This is a genomic window from Synechococcus sp. UW106 (assembly GCF_900474015.1).
In the GTDB taxonomy this organism is placed as follows: domain Bacteria; phylum Cyanobacteriota; class Cyanobacteriia; order PCC-6307; family Cyanobiaceae; genus Parasynechococcus.
Genome location: NZ_UCNV01000009.1, coordinates 224963 through 239740 on the forward strand (window position 1 = coordinate 224963; position 14778 = coordinate 239740).

Here is a 14778-nt window from a genome sequence, read left to right on the forward strand (position 1 = left end):
GCCCGGCCGCGGGTTGGTCAAACCGCTGCGGAGGCCTCGCCCATCCGCTGGGAGGCATAACCGATGCCGCGGACCGTGAGAATCAGCTCCGGATTACGGGGGTCAGGCTCCAGTTTTCCTCGCAGCCGAGCGACATAAACATCGACCACCCGAAGGTCAGCAGCGCGACGTGGGGGATAGCCCCAAAGTTGTTCGAGGATCTCCGCCCGAGGAACCACATGGCCTGGCTCACGGAACAACAACTCAAGCAAGCTGAACTCTGTATATGTGAGGTTGATGCGCTCCGAACCACGGGTGACTTGACGTCGATTGGTGTCGACGACCAGATCGCCGAGGCGAAGCACACCCTGACCTGTGGGTATTTCGCGGCTTTCAACGACAGCGTTGCCCCGGCCCACCCGGCGCAGAATTGTAGAAATACGCGCTTCTAATTCCTTAGGACTGAAGGGTTTGGGCAAATAATCATCGGCGCCTAAATCAAGACCAGCGACCCTCTCTGAGATCGCCTCAACAGCCGAAAGGAAGATGATCGGCACACACGATTCAGCCCGAAGGCGGCGACACACTGCAAAGCCATCCAGCTTCGGCAGCATCACGTCGAGCACCACCAAGTCAGGAGACTCGTTGTGGAACATTTCCAGGGCCTGCTCACCGTCCTCGGCGCAGATGACGCGGTACCCAGACAACTGAAGGCGCATAACCAAAACGCGCCGAACAGCAGCCTCGTCATCGACGACGAGAATGGTCGCTTTCGGTTGTGAGGGCAGGTTGCCCATCATCCGAATCAAACCCTTAACGAGCTGCAACCATACCGGTCAGGGGTTGAAGATCGACGCAAACAGCCTGGCGCGCAGGTGGTTTACTGATTGTCTTAAGAATTGGAGTCAGTCTCTGGCCAGCGTGAACGGGCGTAACTGTTCCATTCCGACGCGGCATCTGTTATGGCCTGATCAGGGCTGACCTGGGCCAACATCGCCCGCTGCATCTGGGTGTAGATGATCTTCTGCAGGCGCTTGATGCCCGGCAACGCCGGCACCAAAACCCGGGCTCGATCCAGGGTGCTGGCGGATAACAGGCGGGCCTGTCGAATCTGACGTTCCAAAGCTGAAGCCGGCACCTCCTGCTCCAACTCCGCACGCACCAGGGCCAAAGCCTCAAGCGACGACGGCAACACCCGGGCCTCGGCCGCAAAGCGCGCCTGTTGATCTGCATTGGTCAGAAACAACGCCAAGTCCACGGCGTCCTGAGCACGCTGGCTCTGACGCGGGACAGCCAACGTCATCAAGGCCACATTGGCGGTGCCATCAACACCGGTCACCGGGGGATGGGGTTCTGTCACCGCCGCCACCCGTGGGGCGTTGGTCTGGATGCTGCGCAAAAACTCCGCCCCCGTGGCCGCAAGCGCCAGATCGCCGCTCTGGAACAACTCGATCGCCCGACGCTGGCCTTGACTCACCACCTCCCGCGGCAACAGCCCCTCCTTATACAAATCACTCCAGAAGCGGAAGGCCCGGCGACCCGCTGGGCTGTCAAAGGCGGCCCGGCGTTTGGAATCGAGCAGGGTCACCCCCATCTGCACAAGGGTTTCCAGGAGCTCCGCCGAGTCATCCGGAACCGTAGTGAGGAAAAGGCCGTAACGGCCCGTGCGCTGCCGGATGCGACGCGCAAAAGCCGGCACCTGATCCCACCGGGTTGGCGGTGCAGCAATCCCGGCTTGATCCAACAACGCACGGTTCACCAGACTCAACCGCACGGTCAGGTACCAAGGCACCGCGATCTGCCCGGCATCGGGATCGCGGCAGGCCTCCCATACCGCCGGCAGATAACGACCAGCAGCGTCAGCCGGCAGAAGGGGGGTCAAGTCCGCCAGCCCCCCCTTGCTGGCCAGATTGGCCGCGAACGGCGGATTGAGGTTCACCACATCCGGAGCCGTTCGTGCAAACACAGCCGCCAGCAACTTGCGTTCCACCGACCCCCAGGGCAGATCGGTCCAACGCACAGGGGCGTCGGGATGAAGACGGGTCCATGCCCCGAGAAGATCCGCGAAGTAGGGATTGAACTTCGGTGCCAACTGCAGGGTCCACAACTCCAGTTCCCTGGCCTGCGGCTTGCTTCGCCCACAGGCAGCGAGCCCTAGGGCCGCCGCCCCCAGCAGTAAATCCCGACGCGTCAGCCTCATGAGGGGACCCTCCTGCGCCAGAGCAGCAACTGCAACGACACCAACACTGGCGCCAGCAAACCCGTTACCAAGGCCTGACACCACAAGGTCTGCAGACCCCAGCTCTGGGTGAGGGGATCCAAGACTCCACCCTGACGCAGCCAGAGCTGCAGGATCAACGACAGACCGAGACCCACCGAACCAAGCCAGGCCAACAACCCCAGATTCAGGCTGCGTTGAATCGGTGCCGCACGCCGCCCCAGACGTCCCCACCACCAGCCCAACAGCAGCAGAGCCGGCACCTGACTCAAACCGCTGTGGTTGAGACCATCCAGCACCAGCCCCAGAGCCACACCAGCCAACGCCCCCGATACAGGACCGTCCACGAGAGCCCAAGGCAACAGCCAAAGCACAGCCCAGGCAGGACCAACACCATCGATGGCCAACCAGGCCGGCGATGCCAAGGCCAGCAACGGCACCAGCAGAGCCGAAGCCACACAGATCGGTTGGCGGTGCAGACGACTCATCTCAACAGCTCATCTCAACGGGTCTGCACCTGCACCCAGTCGATCGCCTCCGGCGCTGCGATCAACTGAACAACCGCTGTGGGTGCTGGAACAGCCTGCTCATCCACCGACTGAATCACCCCCACAGGCACATTGGGGGGCAACAGGGTGCTGGCTGGCGAGGTAGCCACCAAATCCCCAGGCCGCACATCCGGGTCCTTGTCGATGAAGCGGAGCGACAGGCGGCTGCTGCCGCGGCCCACCAGCAGCCCATGGCGACGGCTGCGGGGCAGCCAGACACCGATCTCGTGGCCTGGCGCGGTGAGCAACTTCACCCGCGCCGTGGCGGGGGTGACGCTGGCGATGCGTCCCACCAAGCCTCCAGGCCCCAGAACAGCGTCGCCCTGGCCCAGGCCCTGGAGCGAACCTTTGCCCAGCTCCAGTTGCTGCCACCATCCCCGCGGCGAACGGGAGATGACGGCGGCAGGCACCTCTCCCTCTGCCGCTCCCTGTTGCTGAAGCTCCAGCAGACCCCGCAAGCGACGGTTGTCGTCTTCTAAAAGCTGCAGGCGGGAGCGGTCCTCCAGATCCGCAGCAGCAGTGACCCATTCCCGCTGGGCAGACCCAGGCCAAAAGGGACGGCTAACCAAGGCATAGGCGTCGCTGAAACCAGCGCCCTTGCTCAGACGCACCAGCAACAAGGCCACCACCAGGAGAAACCAGGGGGTGAGTTGCCCCAATCCACGCCAGCGGCTCTTGCCGGGACGGAGCGTTGGGGCCATAGCTTCAGGCGCCTGCGGCGGAGCGGACGAATTCCGGGGTATCGACCACCCGCTGAAGGCGCTTCCAGTCCTCCAGCACCTGGCCGCAACCGTTCACCACACAAAGCAGCGGGTCTTCGGCGATATGGACAAAGATGCCGGTCTCGTGGCTGATCAGATCGCTGATGCCCCGCACCAACGCACCGCCTCCGGCAAGCATGATGCCGCGATCCACGATGTCGGCCGCGAGCTCGGGAGGGGTGCGCTCCAGCGTGCGCTTCACCGCTTCAACGATCACGTTGAGAGGTTCTGCAATCGCTTCACGCAGATCACCAGCCTTGAGGTTTATCGTGCGGGGCAGCCCTGAGAGCAAGTGCAGGCCCCTCACATCCATGGACTGCTGATCGAATTCATCGTCAGGGAAAGCAGAGCCGATGCGGATCTTGATGTCCTCGGCCGTGCGTTCACCCACCACCATGTTGTGCACTTTTTTCAGATAGACGCCGATCGCGTCGCTGATCTCATCGCCCGCGACGCGCACGGATTCACTCAACACTGTTCCGCCAAGGCTCAACACCGCCACCTCGGTGGTGCCGCCCCCGATGTCGACGATCATCGTGCCGACAGGCTCGGTGACCGGAAGGCCCGCACCAATCGCCGCCGCCACAGGCTCATCAATTAAGTGCACCTCACGGGCACCGGCCATACCTGCTTCCCGCACGGCACGACGCTCAACGCCTGTCACTCCACTGGGAATGCCCACCACCAGACGTGGGGCCAAGATGCCGCGGCCCTCGTTGCCTTTGGTGATGAAGGTTTTGAGCATCTGCTCAGCGGCATCGAAATCCGCAATCACCCCGTCGCGCAGCGGACGGACTGCCCTGATGTTTCCGGGGGTACGCCCAAGCATCAACTTGGCTTCATCGCCCACCGCCAGGGTGGCGCCACGCTCCAGATCTAGAGCCACCACGGAAGGCTCCTGCAGCACAATGCCGCGACCAGAAACATAAATAAGGGTGTTGGCAGTGCCGAGGTCGATGCCGATGTCACGCGACAGCTGGAAACGACGAAAGAACACAGACACCGCAGTCAAGACCGCCGGATCATAGGGGCGTTCTTCACAGTTGCCTGTTACACCCGGCGGCCTTGGTGGAACTCCTTAAAAGCAGTCACCCAACCGGTGCCGCATCATGAATCCAAATTCAGGAGATTATTTGTCTATGGGCGTCAATTCCGTCACTCTCGTCGGCCGTGCCGGCCGCGATCCCGAAGTGCGCTACTTCGAATCCGGAAGCATGGTGGCCAACCTCACCATGGCGGTGAACCGTCGCAGCCGCGACGACGAACCCGACTGGTTCAACCTTGAGATCTGGGGCAAGCAGGCCCAGGTCGCCGCGGATTACGTGAAGAAGGGATCCTTACTCGGCATCATCGGCAGCTTCAAGCTGGATCGCTGGACCGACCGTGCCAGCGGGGAAGAGCGCAGCAAGCCTGTGGTCCGTGTGGATCGACTGGAACTACTGGGCTCCAAACGCGACAACCAGGAAGCAAGCGGCAGCTTTGGTGGCCAGGCCTCCGATGAGGACATTCCCTTCTGAGCCTTCTGAGAAAGCGCCCAGCGCCGGTGCTCAGTCAGGCGACTGACGCCGGCGCCAGATGCGCAGTCCCAACCAGATCGAGCCCGCCAAAACAGCCACCACCAGCAGCACCTTCACCGCCTTTGAGACCGGGTCAATCCATAGCTCGACATTGCTATAGCCCTCTCCCAACACCATTCCGGCTACGGTGAGCAAGGCCGTCCAGATCAAGCTGCCGGCCGTGGTCCAGAGCAGGAACGGCGCCATCGGCATCATTTCAATGCCCGCTGGCACCGAGATCAGTGTGCGAATCCCCGGCACAAGACGTCCCCAAAACACCAGGGCTGTGCCGTAACGGCTGAACCAGCGGCGACTACGGGCGAGCTCATCAGCACTGATACCAATCCAACGTCCGTGGCGCTGCAACCAGGCTTCGATGCGTTCCTCGTTGATCAAGCGTCCGATCCCATACCAGGGCAGGGCACCGAGAACCGTGCCCAATAAACCAGCGAGCACCACCGGCACCAGATCCAGCTGACCCTGCTGCACATAAAAGCCCCCGAGGGGCATGATCAGTTCGGACGGAATCGGCGGGAAAAGATTCTCGAGAAACATCGCCGCGAAGATCGCGATGTAACCCAGCCACTGGTTCGCCTCCACCGCCTGGCCGATCAACTCGGGCAGTTGTGTGATCAGATCAGAAAGCCCCATGGAGACTGCGCTGTATGGCGCAAGTCTTCCATGGGGCCATGACGATCAGCGTGATGGTGATCAGTAGCGGTAGTGGTCGGGCTTGTAAGGACCTTCCACCGGCACGTTGATGTAGTCGGCCTGATCCTTGCTGAGCTCGGTGAGCTTGGCGCCGATGCGGCCGAGGTGAAGACGGGCCACCATCTCATCGAGGTGCTTGGGCAGCACATACACCTCTTTGCCGTACTCGTTGCCCTTGGTGAACAGTTCGATCTGAGCCAGCACCTGGTTGGTGAACGAGTTGCTCATCACAAAGCTGGGGTGACCGGTGGCGCAACCCAGGTTCACCAAGCGGCCTTCAGCCAACAGGATGATCTTGTTACCGCTGGGCAAGGTGATGTGGTCGACCTGCGGCTTGATGTTCTCCCAGTCGTACGCTTTGAGGGAAGCGACATCGATCTCATTGTCGAAGTGGCCGATGTTGCAGACGATGGCCTCGTCCTTCATCTTCACCAGGTGCTCGTTGCGGATCACCTGGTAGTTGCCGGTGGCGGTGACGAAGATGTCCATCTCCTCGACAACGTCTTCCAGACGGACAACGCGGTAGCCCTCCATGGCGGCCTGCAGGGCACAGATCGGATCCACTTCCGCAATGCAGACGGTGGCACCAAGGCCACGCAGGGACTGGGCCGAACCCTTGCCCACATCTCCGTAGCCAACCACCAGGGCCTGCTTGCCCGCCACCATCACGTCGGTGGCACGCTTGATGCTGTCCACCAGTGACTCGCGGCAGCCATAGAGATTGTCGAACTTGCTCTTGGTGACCGAGTCGTTGACGTTGATTGCGGGGAAAGGAAGTTCACCGCTTTTCTGCATCTTGTAAAGACGCGCCACACCCGTTGTGGTCTCCTCGGTCACACCCTGGATTTGGGCCTTGGTGCGGGAATAGAAGCTGGAATCTTGCGCCAGCTTCTTTTTGATGGAAGCGAACAGGAAAGTCTCCTCTTCGTTCCCGGGATTGTCCAGAACAGTGATGTCCTGCTCTGCCTTGCTGCCCAACATCACCAGACCGGTGGCATCGCCGCCGTCGTCCAAGATCATGTTGGGAGAACCGCCGTCGCTCCACTCGAGGATGCGGTGGGTGTAGTCCCAGTACTCCTCAAGGGTCTCGCCTTTAACAGCGAAGACAGGAATTCCGCTAGCAGCAATTGCCGCAGCAGCGTGATCCTGAGTGGAGAAAATATTGCAGGAGGCCCAGCGAACCTCAGCCCCAAGCTCCACCAGGGTTTCGATCAGAACGGCGGTCTGAATCGTCATGTGCAGAGAGCCGGCGATGCGGGCACCCTTGAGAGGCTTCTCGCTGCCATACTTCTCCCGCAACGCCATCAGACCAGGCATCTCGGTCTCGGCGATGTCGAGTTCCTTGCGGCCAAAATCAGCCTGATTGATGTCGGCGATGACGCAATCGACGCCGAGCTTCAGCTCAGCCGGGGACGTGGGCGCTGCCACCATGGTTTTAATGCTCCCTAAAACAAACGTGGAGTTGAATCTCTGCAGAGGCGCCGAGGCTTCGGGCTCGCTTGAGCCGGACTCTACAGGGCATGTCTGGCCCCTTGAGACCCTTGAGATGACAAGAGCCCTTGGCCGAATGCTTGCGAAGCAGCTTCCAAACGGAGCGATTCTGCTGCTGAGCGGCCCCCTGGGAGCCGGCAAAACATCTTTTGTTCAAGGTCTCGCGGAGGGCCTTGGGATCACCGAACCGATCACCAGCCCCACCTTTGCCCTGGCACAGCACTACCCCCAGGGAACACCGCAGCTGGTGCACCTCGATCTTTATCGCCTGGAGCAACCGGCTTCCGCCGATGAACTGTTTCTGCAAGAGGAAGAAGAGGCGCGCGCGGCAGGGGCATTAATGGCGGTTGAGTGGCCGGAACGGCTTGGCCTCGACCTACCGGAAGCCTGGTGCCTCAATCTGCGTCACCACGACAAAGGCCGACTCGCTCAGCTCACCCTCCCCAGAAAAGCCTCCACCTGAGCTTGCGTGGGCTGCGGATCAATACCTCCAGCACCACCACAAACCAACGCGCCACAGGCGGCCGCAAATCGAATGCGCTCATGGGGCGGAGCAGCCCACCGGTGCAACAGCCCGGCTGTGAAGGCATCGCCGGCACCAGTGGTATCCACGACGGTGGGGGGCTGAAAGGCGGACTGCCGGCCTGAGTCGTCCCCCAATTGCCAACGCACCGGGGCCGCACCATCAGTGACCACCACATCCGGCCGCTGGGGCAGGGCCTGCTGAATCGCGCCGGGATCATCAGTGTTGAAAAACCAAAGAGCTTCCTCCCGCGCCAGCTTGATCAGAGCCGCTTGATCCAGGAGGGATTCAATCTCCGCCTTCGCCGCTGCGGACGGCCCCGCCCCGGGATCGGCCGTTGCGTGCCAGAAAGTGGGGCGCCAGTTCACATCGAGGGCAATCGCCGTGCCCTGGCTTCGAGCCTGGCTCACGGCCGCAAGCAAAGCAGATGCCGAGCATGGTGCAGCAAGCGAAAGCGTGCCAATCAACAACCATTGGGCCTGGGGCACTGGAACGGGATCAAGAGCCTGGTCGGCGAAACCAGCCCCTTCATCCCCGGCAAAGCCCTGAAACTGCCTTTCACCATCGCGCGAACGGCGCACCAGCACGATGCGACTGGGACGCTCCGCATCCCGCTGCAGCAGTGCAGTGTCCAAGCCACGCTCGGCAAACAAACTGACAAACGCCTCACCAATGGCGTCCTGCCCCAATCGACCGGCAAAGGCCACTGGTGTGCCCAAGCGGGCCAAGCCACAGGCCACGTTCGCTGGCGCACCGCCCAGACGATCGTCCACCGGCACATCCACAGCCGGGTCACCGCCGGGAGGACCGAGCCGATCGATCAGGGCTTCACCAAGACAGACGACAACAGGATCAGGTGCCATCCGACCTCACAAGGACCTTCCCTAAGAGTGGGCAGAGCAGTCCAACCTGCCAAGCAAGGCCTCAATAATCCGAGCGTTGGCCGCCGGAAAGGCGTAAGTCCCTAGATCAATTGGCCGCACCCAACGCACCTGCTGGCTGGCGAGGGGCTGCGGCTCCCCCGAGACCCAGGCGCAGAGATGCACAACGAACCTCAGCTTCTTGTGGCTGTAGGCGTGATCAACAGTGATCAATTCATCGCCAACCGTCACGGCAATGCCGAGTTCCTCCTCCAACTCGCGGGCGATGCAAGTTTCAATCGTTTCGCCCTCTTCCTTTTTGCCACCGGGGAACTCCCACATCCCTCCCAGCAAGCCTTCCTCCAGCCGCTGGTCAATCAACACATCCCCTGCCACGTTGAGAACAACACCCACACCGATCACCTGGAAGGGCAGGGGCTTGGGGGCGTCGGTCACGGGCCAGCGACGAGGATCGCCGGCAGCGTAGGCAGCACAGTGCACCCGCCAGGGGCATCGATCACAAGATGGAGAGCGCGGCGTGCAAACCGTGGCCCCCAGATCCATCAACGCCTGGTTTACATCCCGTGGCCGCACCGGATCGAGCACCGCCTCACTCCAACCCCAAAACAGGGCGTCATCGCGGGCCGGCGGTCGCGAATGGGCCGTCAACCGCGCCAGCACCCGTTTTACGTTGCCATCCAAGATCGGCAGCGGAGCATTAAAGGCACTGGAGAGGATGCTGCCGGCAGTGGTGCGACCGATGCCCGGCAACGCCATCCAGCCCTCCAAGGTGCGGGGCCAAGGCCCGCCCACCAGCAGCTGCGCCGCCTCATGTAGCCGGCGGGCCCGCGAGTAATAGCCGAGGCCCTGCCACTGCAGCCGCACCTCATCCAGCGACGCCGCGGCCAGGGCTTCAACTGTGGGGAACGCCGCCATCCAACGCGTCCAGTAGGGGAGCACCACCGCCAACTGGGTCTGCTGCAGCATCACCTCAGCGATCCAGATGCCGTAGGGGTCCAGGTTCTGCTGCTGAGCAGGACGCACACCACCGTGCAACAGCTTCCAGGGAATACCGCCGCGGCCATGACGCTCCCACCAAGCCAGCAAGGCTGTCGATAAAACTGCCGCATCGGCCTCAGTCAGAGCGCCCATGAGTTCGCGATTCGCGTCAAAACGCCGACATCTATCGCCGACATTCCTACGTTCAGCAGATACCAGCTGTCCACTGCCCACCATGGCCATGCGATCAGCCACGAAGGCAGCGCTGCTCGTCGCCAGCGGTGTGGTGCTGAGCCTCAGCGGATGCGGGACAAAGCCAGCCAAGCAGTTTCTCTCGATCCAGACCAGCCGGATCGAGCAAGCGACATTCTTCCCCGCGATCGAAGCGATCAGCCCGCTGGAATCCACGAGCAATGTGGAGGTAAAGCCTCAAATTGATGGCACCGTGGTGCAGATCCTTGCCACCGCTGGCCAACCCGTCAAAGCGGGCCAGGTGATCCTGGTGCTCGACAACGTTCAGCAAAGTGCCGCGCTGGATGCGGCCCGCAGCGAAGCCCGCAAGGACGTCCTCAATGCTGAACGCTACGAGTATCTCTACAAGCAAGGTGCCGTTTCAGCGAAGGAGCGGGATCGCTACGCCAACGAAGCGGTGAAGGCTGAGGACGAAGCCCGCTCGGATGCTGCGGAACTGGGCTACAAGTTCGTCCGCGCACCAATCGACGGTGTGATCGGCGATCTGGATTCGGTGAAGCTCGGCGATTACGTCAAAACCGGGGAGACGATTACCGGCATCGTCGACAACTCCACCCTGTGGACGCTGATGGAGATTCCCGCCTCCGAGGCTTCAGCAGTGAAGGTGGGCCAAACGGTCAAGCTGGTCTCCCAGACCACACCAGCGGTGAGCGGTGAAGGCGAGGTCACCTTCGTGTCTCCTTACTACGGCATCAGCGGCAGCAACAACGCCCCGAACACCCTGATGGTGAAAGCGGAGTTCCCCAACCTCACCGGACAGCTCAAAACCGGCCAGTTCGTAGCCTCCGAAATCATCACTGGGAACCAATCCAGCCTGGCGGTGCCGGTGCAGGCCGTGATGATGCAGGCCCAGCAACCCTTCGTCTACAAGGTTGTTCCCCTGAACAAGGCACTCCCCAAGATCAAAGCCTCAGCCAATGCCTCGGAGCAAGTGGTGAAAAAGCTGGAACGGCTACCAGCGGACACCCCGATCGTGGTGCAGACCAAGGTGCAGCTCGGCGATCTACAGAACAACGCCTACCCCGTGAAGGCCGGCCTGAACGCTGGTGATCAGGTGGCCATCAGCAACACCAGCCGCCTGCGCAGTGGCATGCCGGTGCAGGTGAAGAGCGGAGCCAACTGAAGCGATGTCTTTCTCCGACAACTTCATCAAGAAGCCGGTTCTCACCACGGTCTGCAGCATCCTGATCGTGCTGGTGGGGCTGATTGCGATCCCCACGCTGCCGATCGCCAACCTGCCCAACATCGCCGATCCGCTGATCCAAGTGAGCGCGACGTATGCCGGTGCTAACGCCGAAGTCACCGAGCAAGCGGTGACCAACCCGATCGAGCAACAGATCAATGGAGTGCCCGGGGTGGCTTACATCGCCTCCACCAGCGACATGACGGGCTCCAGCTCGATCAACGTCTACTTCGATCAGACGACCGATATCGATATCGACCAGGTGAACGTGCAGAACCGGGTCTCCCTGGCATCGCCGCAACTGCCGGAGCAGGTCTCGGCCACCGGGGTCTCGGTGAAGCAGAGCAACCCTTCGATTCTGCTGGCCTACGAGATCAGTTCATCTGAGGGCCAGTACGACGCGGCCTACCTCAACGGCCTGGTCTACGAACAGCTCTATTACCCCCTATCGCGCGTTGAAGGCGTGGCCACGGTGAGCGTGATTGGTGGAGCCAACCCCGCCTTCTGGCTGTTCGTCGATCCCGACAAACTCGCCGCCAACCAGCTCACCGCAGAGGAGGTTCTCAATGCTGTGGGATCCCAGAACAGCTTGGCGGTGGGGGGGCTGGTGGGAGGGCCTCCGGCATCCGGGGATCAGGCCTACACCTACCCGATCGTGGTGGAGAACAACGGCAACCTCACCTCCCTAGAAGACTTCAACAACCTGATTGTCAACCGCTCCCCCTCAGGCAACCTGCTCAAACTCGAGGACGTGGGCGAGGTGCGCTACGGCACCAACAGTTTCGCCGTACAGGGCATCGACAAGAACGGCCATGAGGCGCTGACCCTGGCGATCTATCAAACCCCGGCCAGCAATGCCCTGGATGTGTCCAATGCGGTGATGGCACAACTCGATCAGTTCCGCAGCCTTGTTCCCCCCGGGGTGACGGTGAATCAGATCTATGACATCGGTCAGTTCATCGAGGCGTCGGTGGATGGGGTAATTGATGCCCTGGGTCTTGCCATCGTGCTGGTGCTGGTGATCCTGTTTCTGTTCCTGCAGAACTGGCGCGCCACGGTGGTACCCAGCCTGGCCATCCCGATCTCGCTGATCGGCACCTTTGCCTTCCTGAAAGTGTTCGGCTTCTCAATCAACCAACTCACACTGCTGGGGTTGGTGCTGGCGACGGGTCTGGTGGTGGACGACGCCATCGTGGTGATCGAGGCCGTGTCCACCAACATCGAGCAGGGGATGAAGCCCCGCGAGGCAGCCCTGGCCTGCATGGGCGAGTTGTTCGGTGCCCTGTTAGCGACAGCTCTGGTGCTGATGGCGGTGTTTGTTCCCGTGGCCTTCTACCCCGGCGGCATCGGCATCATCTACAAGCAGTTCGCCCTAACGATCGCCTTCTCGATCGCCATTTCGGCCTTCAACGCCCTCAGCTTCTCGCCGATGCTCTCGGGTTTGATCCTGCCCCGGGAGAAACCCCCCGAACCGCGCGGTCGCGCCTGGATTGTTGTGGGTGTGATCGTGGGTCTGGCCTTCGGGCGATTCAGTGCCGCAGCCTTCGGCAGCTGGACTTACATGGCCGGCGTGGGCATCGGCGCCCTAACCGGAGCCAACCTGCCGCGCATCTTCAAGGCGTTCAATGCCGGCTTTGACCGGCTACAGCGGGCCTACGCCGCCCTGCTCACCCGGGTGATCGCCCTGCGCCAGCTGATCCTCGGCGGCTTGGCCGTGGGCATCGTGCTGACCGGCTTCGCCTTCACAGCCCTGCCCACCGCCTTCATCCCCGATGAAGACCAGGGCTATGGCCTGGGCATCTTCCAACTCCAGAACGGCGCCTCCCTGGTGGAAACCAAAAAGCTCGGCATGCAGATCGCCAAGGTGCTTAGCGAGGAAGACGACGTGGCCAATGCCGGAATTATCAGCGGCTCCGGCTTCAACGGCTCCAGCCCTGATCAAGGCTTCTTCTTCTTCGGATTGAGGCCCCTGGAGGACCGCAAAGGAGCCAGCCACAGCTCGGACGCGATCATCAAGCGCTTAAACACCAAGTTGATTCAGCTAAGCGAAGGGCTGGCGGCGGCATCAGGGCCGCCAGCGGTGCCGGGTTTCTCATCTCAAGGCGGTTTTTACTTCCAGTTCAACGACCTGAGCAACGGCCAGTACAGCCTCAATGAACTGTCGGATCTGGCGGATCAACTGATCAAGGAGGGGAATGCCAGCGGTGATTTCTCCACGCTTTACACCCAGTTCAACCCCAGCTCTCCTGCCGTCGGCCTGTCGGTGAACCGCGATGTAATGGGGGCTTTGAACGTCGACTATCAGGAGGCGATGGACAGCATCGCCGCTCTCACTGGCGGCAACTACTCCGGGCTCACGTATGAGAGCGGTCAGGTGCGCAGCATCTACGTGCAGGGCACACCAGATCAACGCCAGACCATCGACGACGTGCTGAGTTATTACGTGCGTGATCGCGATGGCGAGCTGGTGCAGGTGTCGCAGTTCGCCTCGGCTGAACTGAGCAGTGCGCCACCGGTGATCAGCCATTACAACCTCTACCGCACCGTGCTGATCCAAGGAGCAGAAGCGATCGGCAAGAGCAGTGGTCAGGCCCTGACCAAGATTCAAGCGCTGTTCAATGCTGCCGACTTCACCAACATCGGCTCCGCCTTCACCGGACTGGCTGAGCTGCAACTCTCCGCCGGTAACGCCAGCGTTCTGGTATTCGGCCTGGGCGTGCTGATTGTGTACCTGGTGCTCTCCGCCCAATACGAGAGCTACATCACGCCCGTGATCATCCTGGCCACGGTGCCCCTGGCCATGCTCGGTGCCTTGACCTTCTTGGCGATGCGCTCGATCGACCTCAACATCTATGCCCAGGTGGGACTGGTGACCCTGATCGGCCTGGCCGCCAAAAACGGCATCCTGATCGTGGAGGTGGCCGAACAGAAGCTGGAGCAGGGCCTGAGCATCACCGAAGCAGCGGTGCAATCCGCGGAATCAAGGCTGCGACCCATCCTGATGACGGCCATTGCCGCCCTGGCGGGCTTCCTGCCTCTGGTGGTGGCCAATGGCGCCGGCGCCCACAGCCAGCAATCCTTGGGCACCGTGATCTTCGGTGGTCTGGTGGTGGCCACCGTGCTGTCGCTTGGAGTTGTGCCGCCGGTGTATGTGCTGGTGAAAAACCTCGAACAGCGGTTGTTCAGTCGCCAAGATGCACCGGCACAGCAAGGCAAGGCGTGAGCCCGAGCAACAATCTCTGGAGCTGGAACCAACGATCCATTGGCTGGAGCCTGATGGGCGACCCCCATGCTGCTGCAGCGGTGCGGCTGATCCACGGCTTCGAGGCCAACACCAACTACTGACGCTTCACCCTGCCGGCGCCGGCCGAACAGGCGCCCACGTATGCCATCGATCTATTGAACTTCCGGTGCAGTGATGAACCCCGGGCTAACCAGAACGATGAACAGGTAACACCCGATGAAATACTTAAAGTTTTTGAACACTGAAATCGGCGATTCTCCGCCCTTACAAGGCTGTGATTAATCACTAAAGCTTTTTATGTCAAAAGGCAAATGGGATTTACCAATTACATCGAGCATCACCAAGAAGACGATGCAGCGGACATAGTGCCAGCTCAAAAAATAGGCATTCAACTAAGCCGACTAACACCTAAAACACCTCAAAATGCAGCTATCACCTTCAGTACAAAGCAAA

14 protein-coding genes are annotated in these 14778 nt (G+C 61.3%); 5 read left to right on the forward strand and 9 right to left on the reverse strand.

Annotated elements, in window-relative coordinates; all coding sequences use genetic code 11:
• Positions 1 to 17: 17 nt before the first annotated feature.
• The 5 genes from rpaB to DXY30_RS08875 form a co-directional block, all read right to left on the reverse strand.
• Positions 18 to 779 (reverse strand): response regulator transcription factor RpaB, encoded by a 762-nt coding sequence (gene rpaB, locus DXY30_RS08855; RefSeq protein ID WP_170951232.1) that lies wholly within the window; start codon positions 777 to 779, stop codon positions 18 to 20.
• A 92-nt stretch (positions 780 to 871) separates the two neighbouring features.
• Positions 872 to 2179, reverse strand: a complete 1308-nt coding sequence (locus tag DXY30_RS08860) for a sugar ABC transporter substrate-binding protein (protein WP_115094553.1) — start codon at positions 2177 to 2179, stop codon at positions 872 to 874.
• Positions 2176 to 2685, reverse strand: coding sequence for a rod shape-determining protein MreD (locus DXY30_RS08865; RefSeq protein WP_115094555.1), 510 nt, complete (start codon positions 2683 to 2685; stop codon positions 2176 to 2178). The genes DXY30_RS08860 and DXY30_RS08865 overlap by 4 nt, the downstream gene beginning before the upstream one ends.
• 14 nt (positions 2686 to 2699) lie before the next feature.
• The gene (gene mreC / locus DXY30_RS08870; protein ID WP_115024843.1) at positions 2700 to 3446 is read right to left on the reverse strand and encodes a rod shape-determining protein MreC; all 747 of its coding nucleotides are present in this window, start codon (positions 3444 to 3446) and stop codon (positions 2700 to 2702) included.
• 4 nt (positions 3447 to 3450) lie between these two features.
• Complete coding sequence (locus DXY30_RS08875; protein ID WP_115024844.1) at positions 3451 to 4503, reverse strand: rod shape-determining protein; 1053 nt, start codon at positions 4501 to 4503, stop codon at positions 3451 to 3453.
• Between the two features lie 142 nt (positions 4504 to 4645).
• Here DXY30_RS08875 and DXY30_RS08880 point away from each other — a divergent pair, with 142 nt between their 5' ends.
• The gene (locus tag DXY30_RS08880; protein WP_115094557.1) at positions 4646 to 5023 is read left to right on the forward strand and encodes a single-stranded DNA-binding protein; all 378 of its coding nucleotides are present in this window, start codon (positions 4646 to 4648) and stop codon (positions 5021 to 5023) included.
• Between the two features lie 30 nt (positions 5024 to 5053).
• Here the strand turns inward: DXY30_RS08880 and DXY30_RS08885 are convergent, their stop codons facing one another.
• Together DXY30_RS08885 and ahcY are read right to left on the reverse strand one after the other, a co-directional pair.
• Positions 5054 to 5713 carry a DedA family protein gene (locus DXY30_RS08885; RefSeq protein WP_115094559.1) on the reverse strand — a complete coding sequence of 220 codons (660 nt, stop codon included), beginning with the start codon at positions 5711 to 5713 and terminating at the stop codon, positions 5054 to 5056.
• Positions 5714 to 5773: 60 nt separating this feature from the next.
• On the reverse strand, positions 5774 to 7204 hold the full coding sequence (ahcY, locus tag DXY30_RS08890) for an adenosylhomocysteinase (RefSeq protein ID WP_115094562.1): 1431 nt from the start codon (positions 7202 to 7204) through the stop codon (positions 5774 to 5776).
• Positions 7205 to 7211: 7 nt separating this feature from the next.
• Here ahcY and tsaE point away from each other — a divergent pair, with 7 nt between their 5' ends.
• Entirely contained in the window at positions 7212 to 7727 is a 516-nt protein-coding gene (gene tsaE / locus DXY30_RS08895) for a tRNA (adenosine(37)-N6)-threonylcarbamoyltransferase complex ATPase subunit type 1 TsaE (RefSeq protein ID WP_115094964.1), read from the forward strand.
• On the opposite strand, the gene DXY30_RS08900 is transcribed toward tsaE, so the two are convergent.
• Positions 7694 to 8650: a carbohydrate kinase gene (locus DXY30_RS08900; RefSeq protein ID WP_115094564.1), complete on the reverse strand. Its 957-nt coding sequence runs from the start codon at positions 8648 to 8650 to the stop codon at positions 7694 to 7696. The genes tsaE and DXY30_RS08900 overlap by 34 nt on opposite strands.
• Positions 8651 to 8671: 21 nt before the next feature.
• Positions 8672 to 9799 carry an 8-oxo-dGTP diphosphatase MutT gene (gene mutT / locus DXY30_RS08905; protein WP_115094566.1) on the reverse strand — a complete coding sequence of 376 codons (1128 nt, stop codon included), beginning with the start codon at positions 9797 to 9799 and terminating at the stop codon, positions 8672 to 8674.
• A gap of 82 nt (positions 9800 to 9881) precedes the next feature.
• Between mutT and DXY30_RS08910 the strand changes: the two genes are divergently transcribed.
• From DXY30_RS08910 to DXY30_RS14570, 3 genes are read left to right on the forward strand one after another with little or no spacing between them, the layout of a single operon-like run.
• Positions 9882 to 11021, forward strand: a complete 1140-nt coding sequence (locus DXY30_RS08910; RefSeq protein WP_115094568.1) for an efflux RND transporter periplasmic adaptor subunit — start codon at positions 9882 to 9884, stop codon at positions 11019 to 11021.
• 4 nt (positions 11022 to 11025) lie between these two features.
• Positions 11026 to 14304, forward strand: a complete 3279-nt coding sequence (locus DXY30_RS08915) for an efflux RND transporter permease subunit (RefSeq protein WP_115094569.1) — start codon at positions 11026 to 11028, stop codon at positions 14302 to 14304.
• Positions 14301 to 14426: a hypothetical protein gene (locus DXY30_RS14570; protein WP_256359550.1), complete on the forward strand. Its 126-nt coding sequence runs from the start codon at positions 14301 to 14303 to the stop codon at positions 14424 to 14426. The genes DXY30_RS08915 and DXY30_RS14570 overlap by 4 nt, the downstream gene beginning before the upstream one ends.
• The last annotated feature ends 352 nt before the right edge of the window (positions 14427 to 14778 follow it).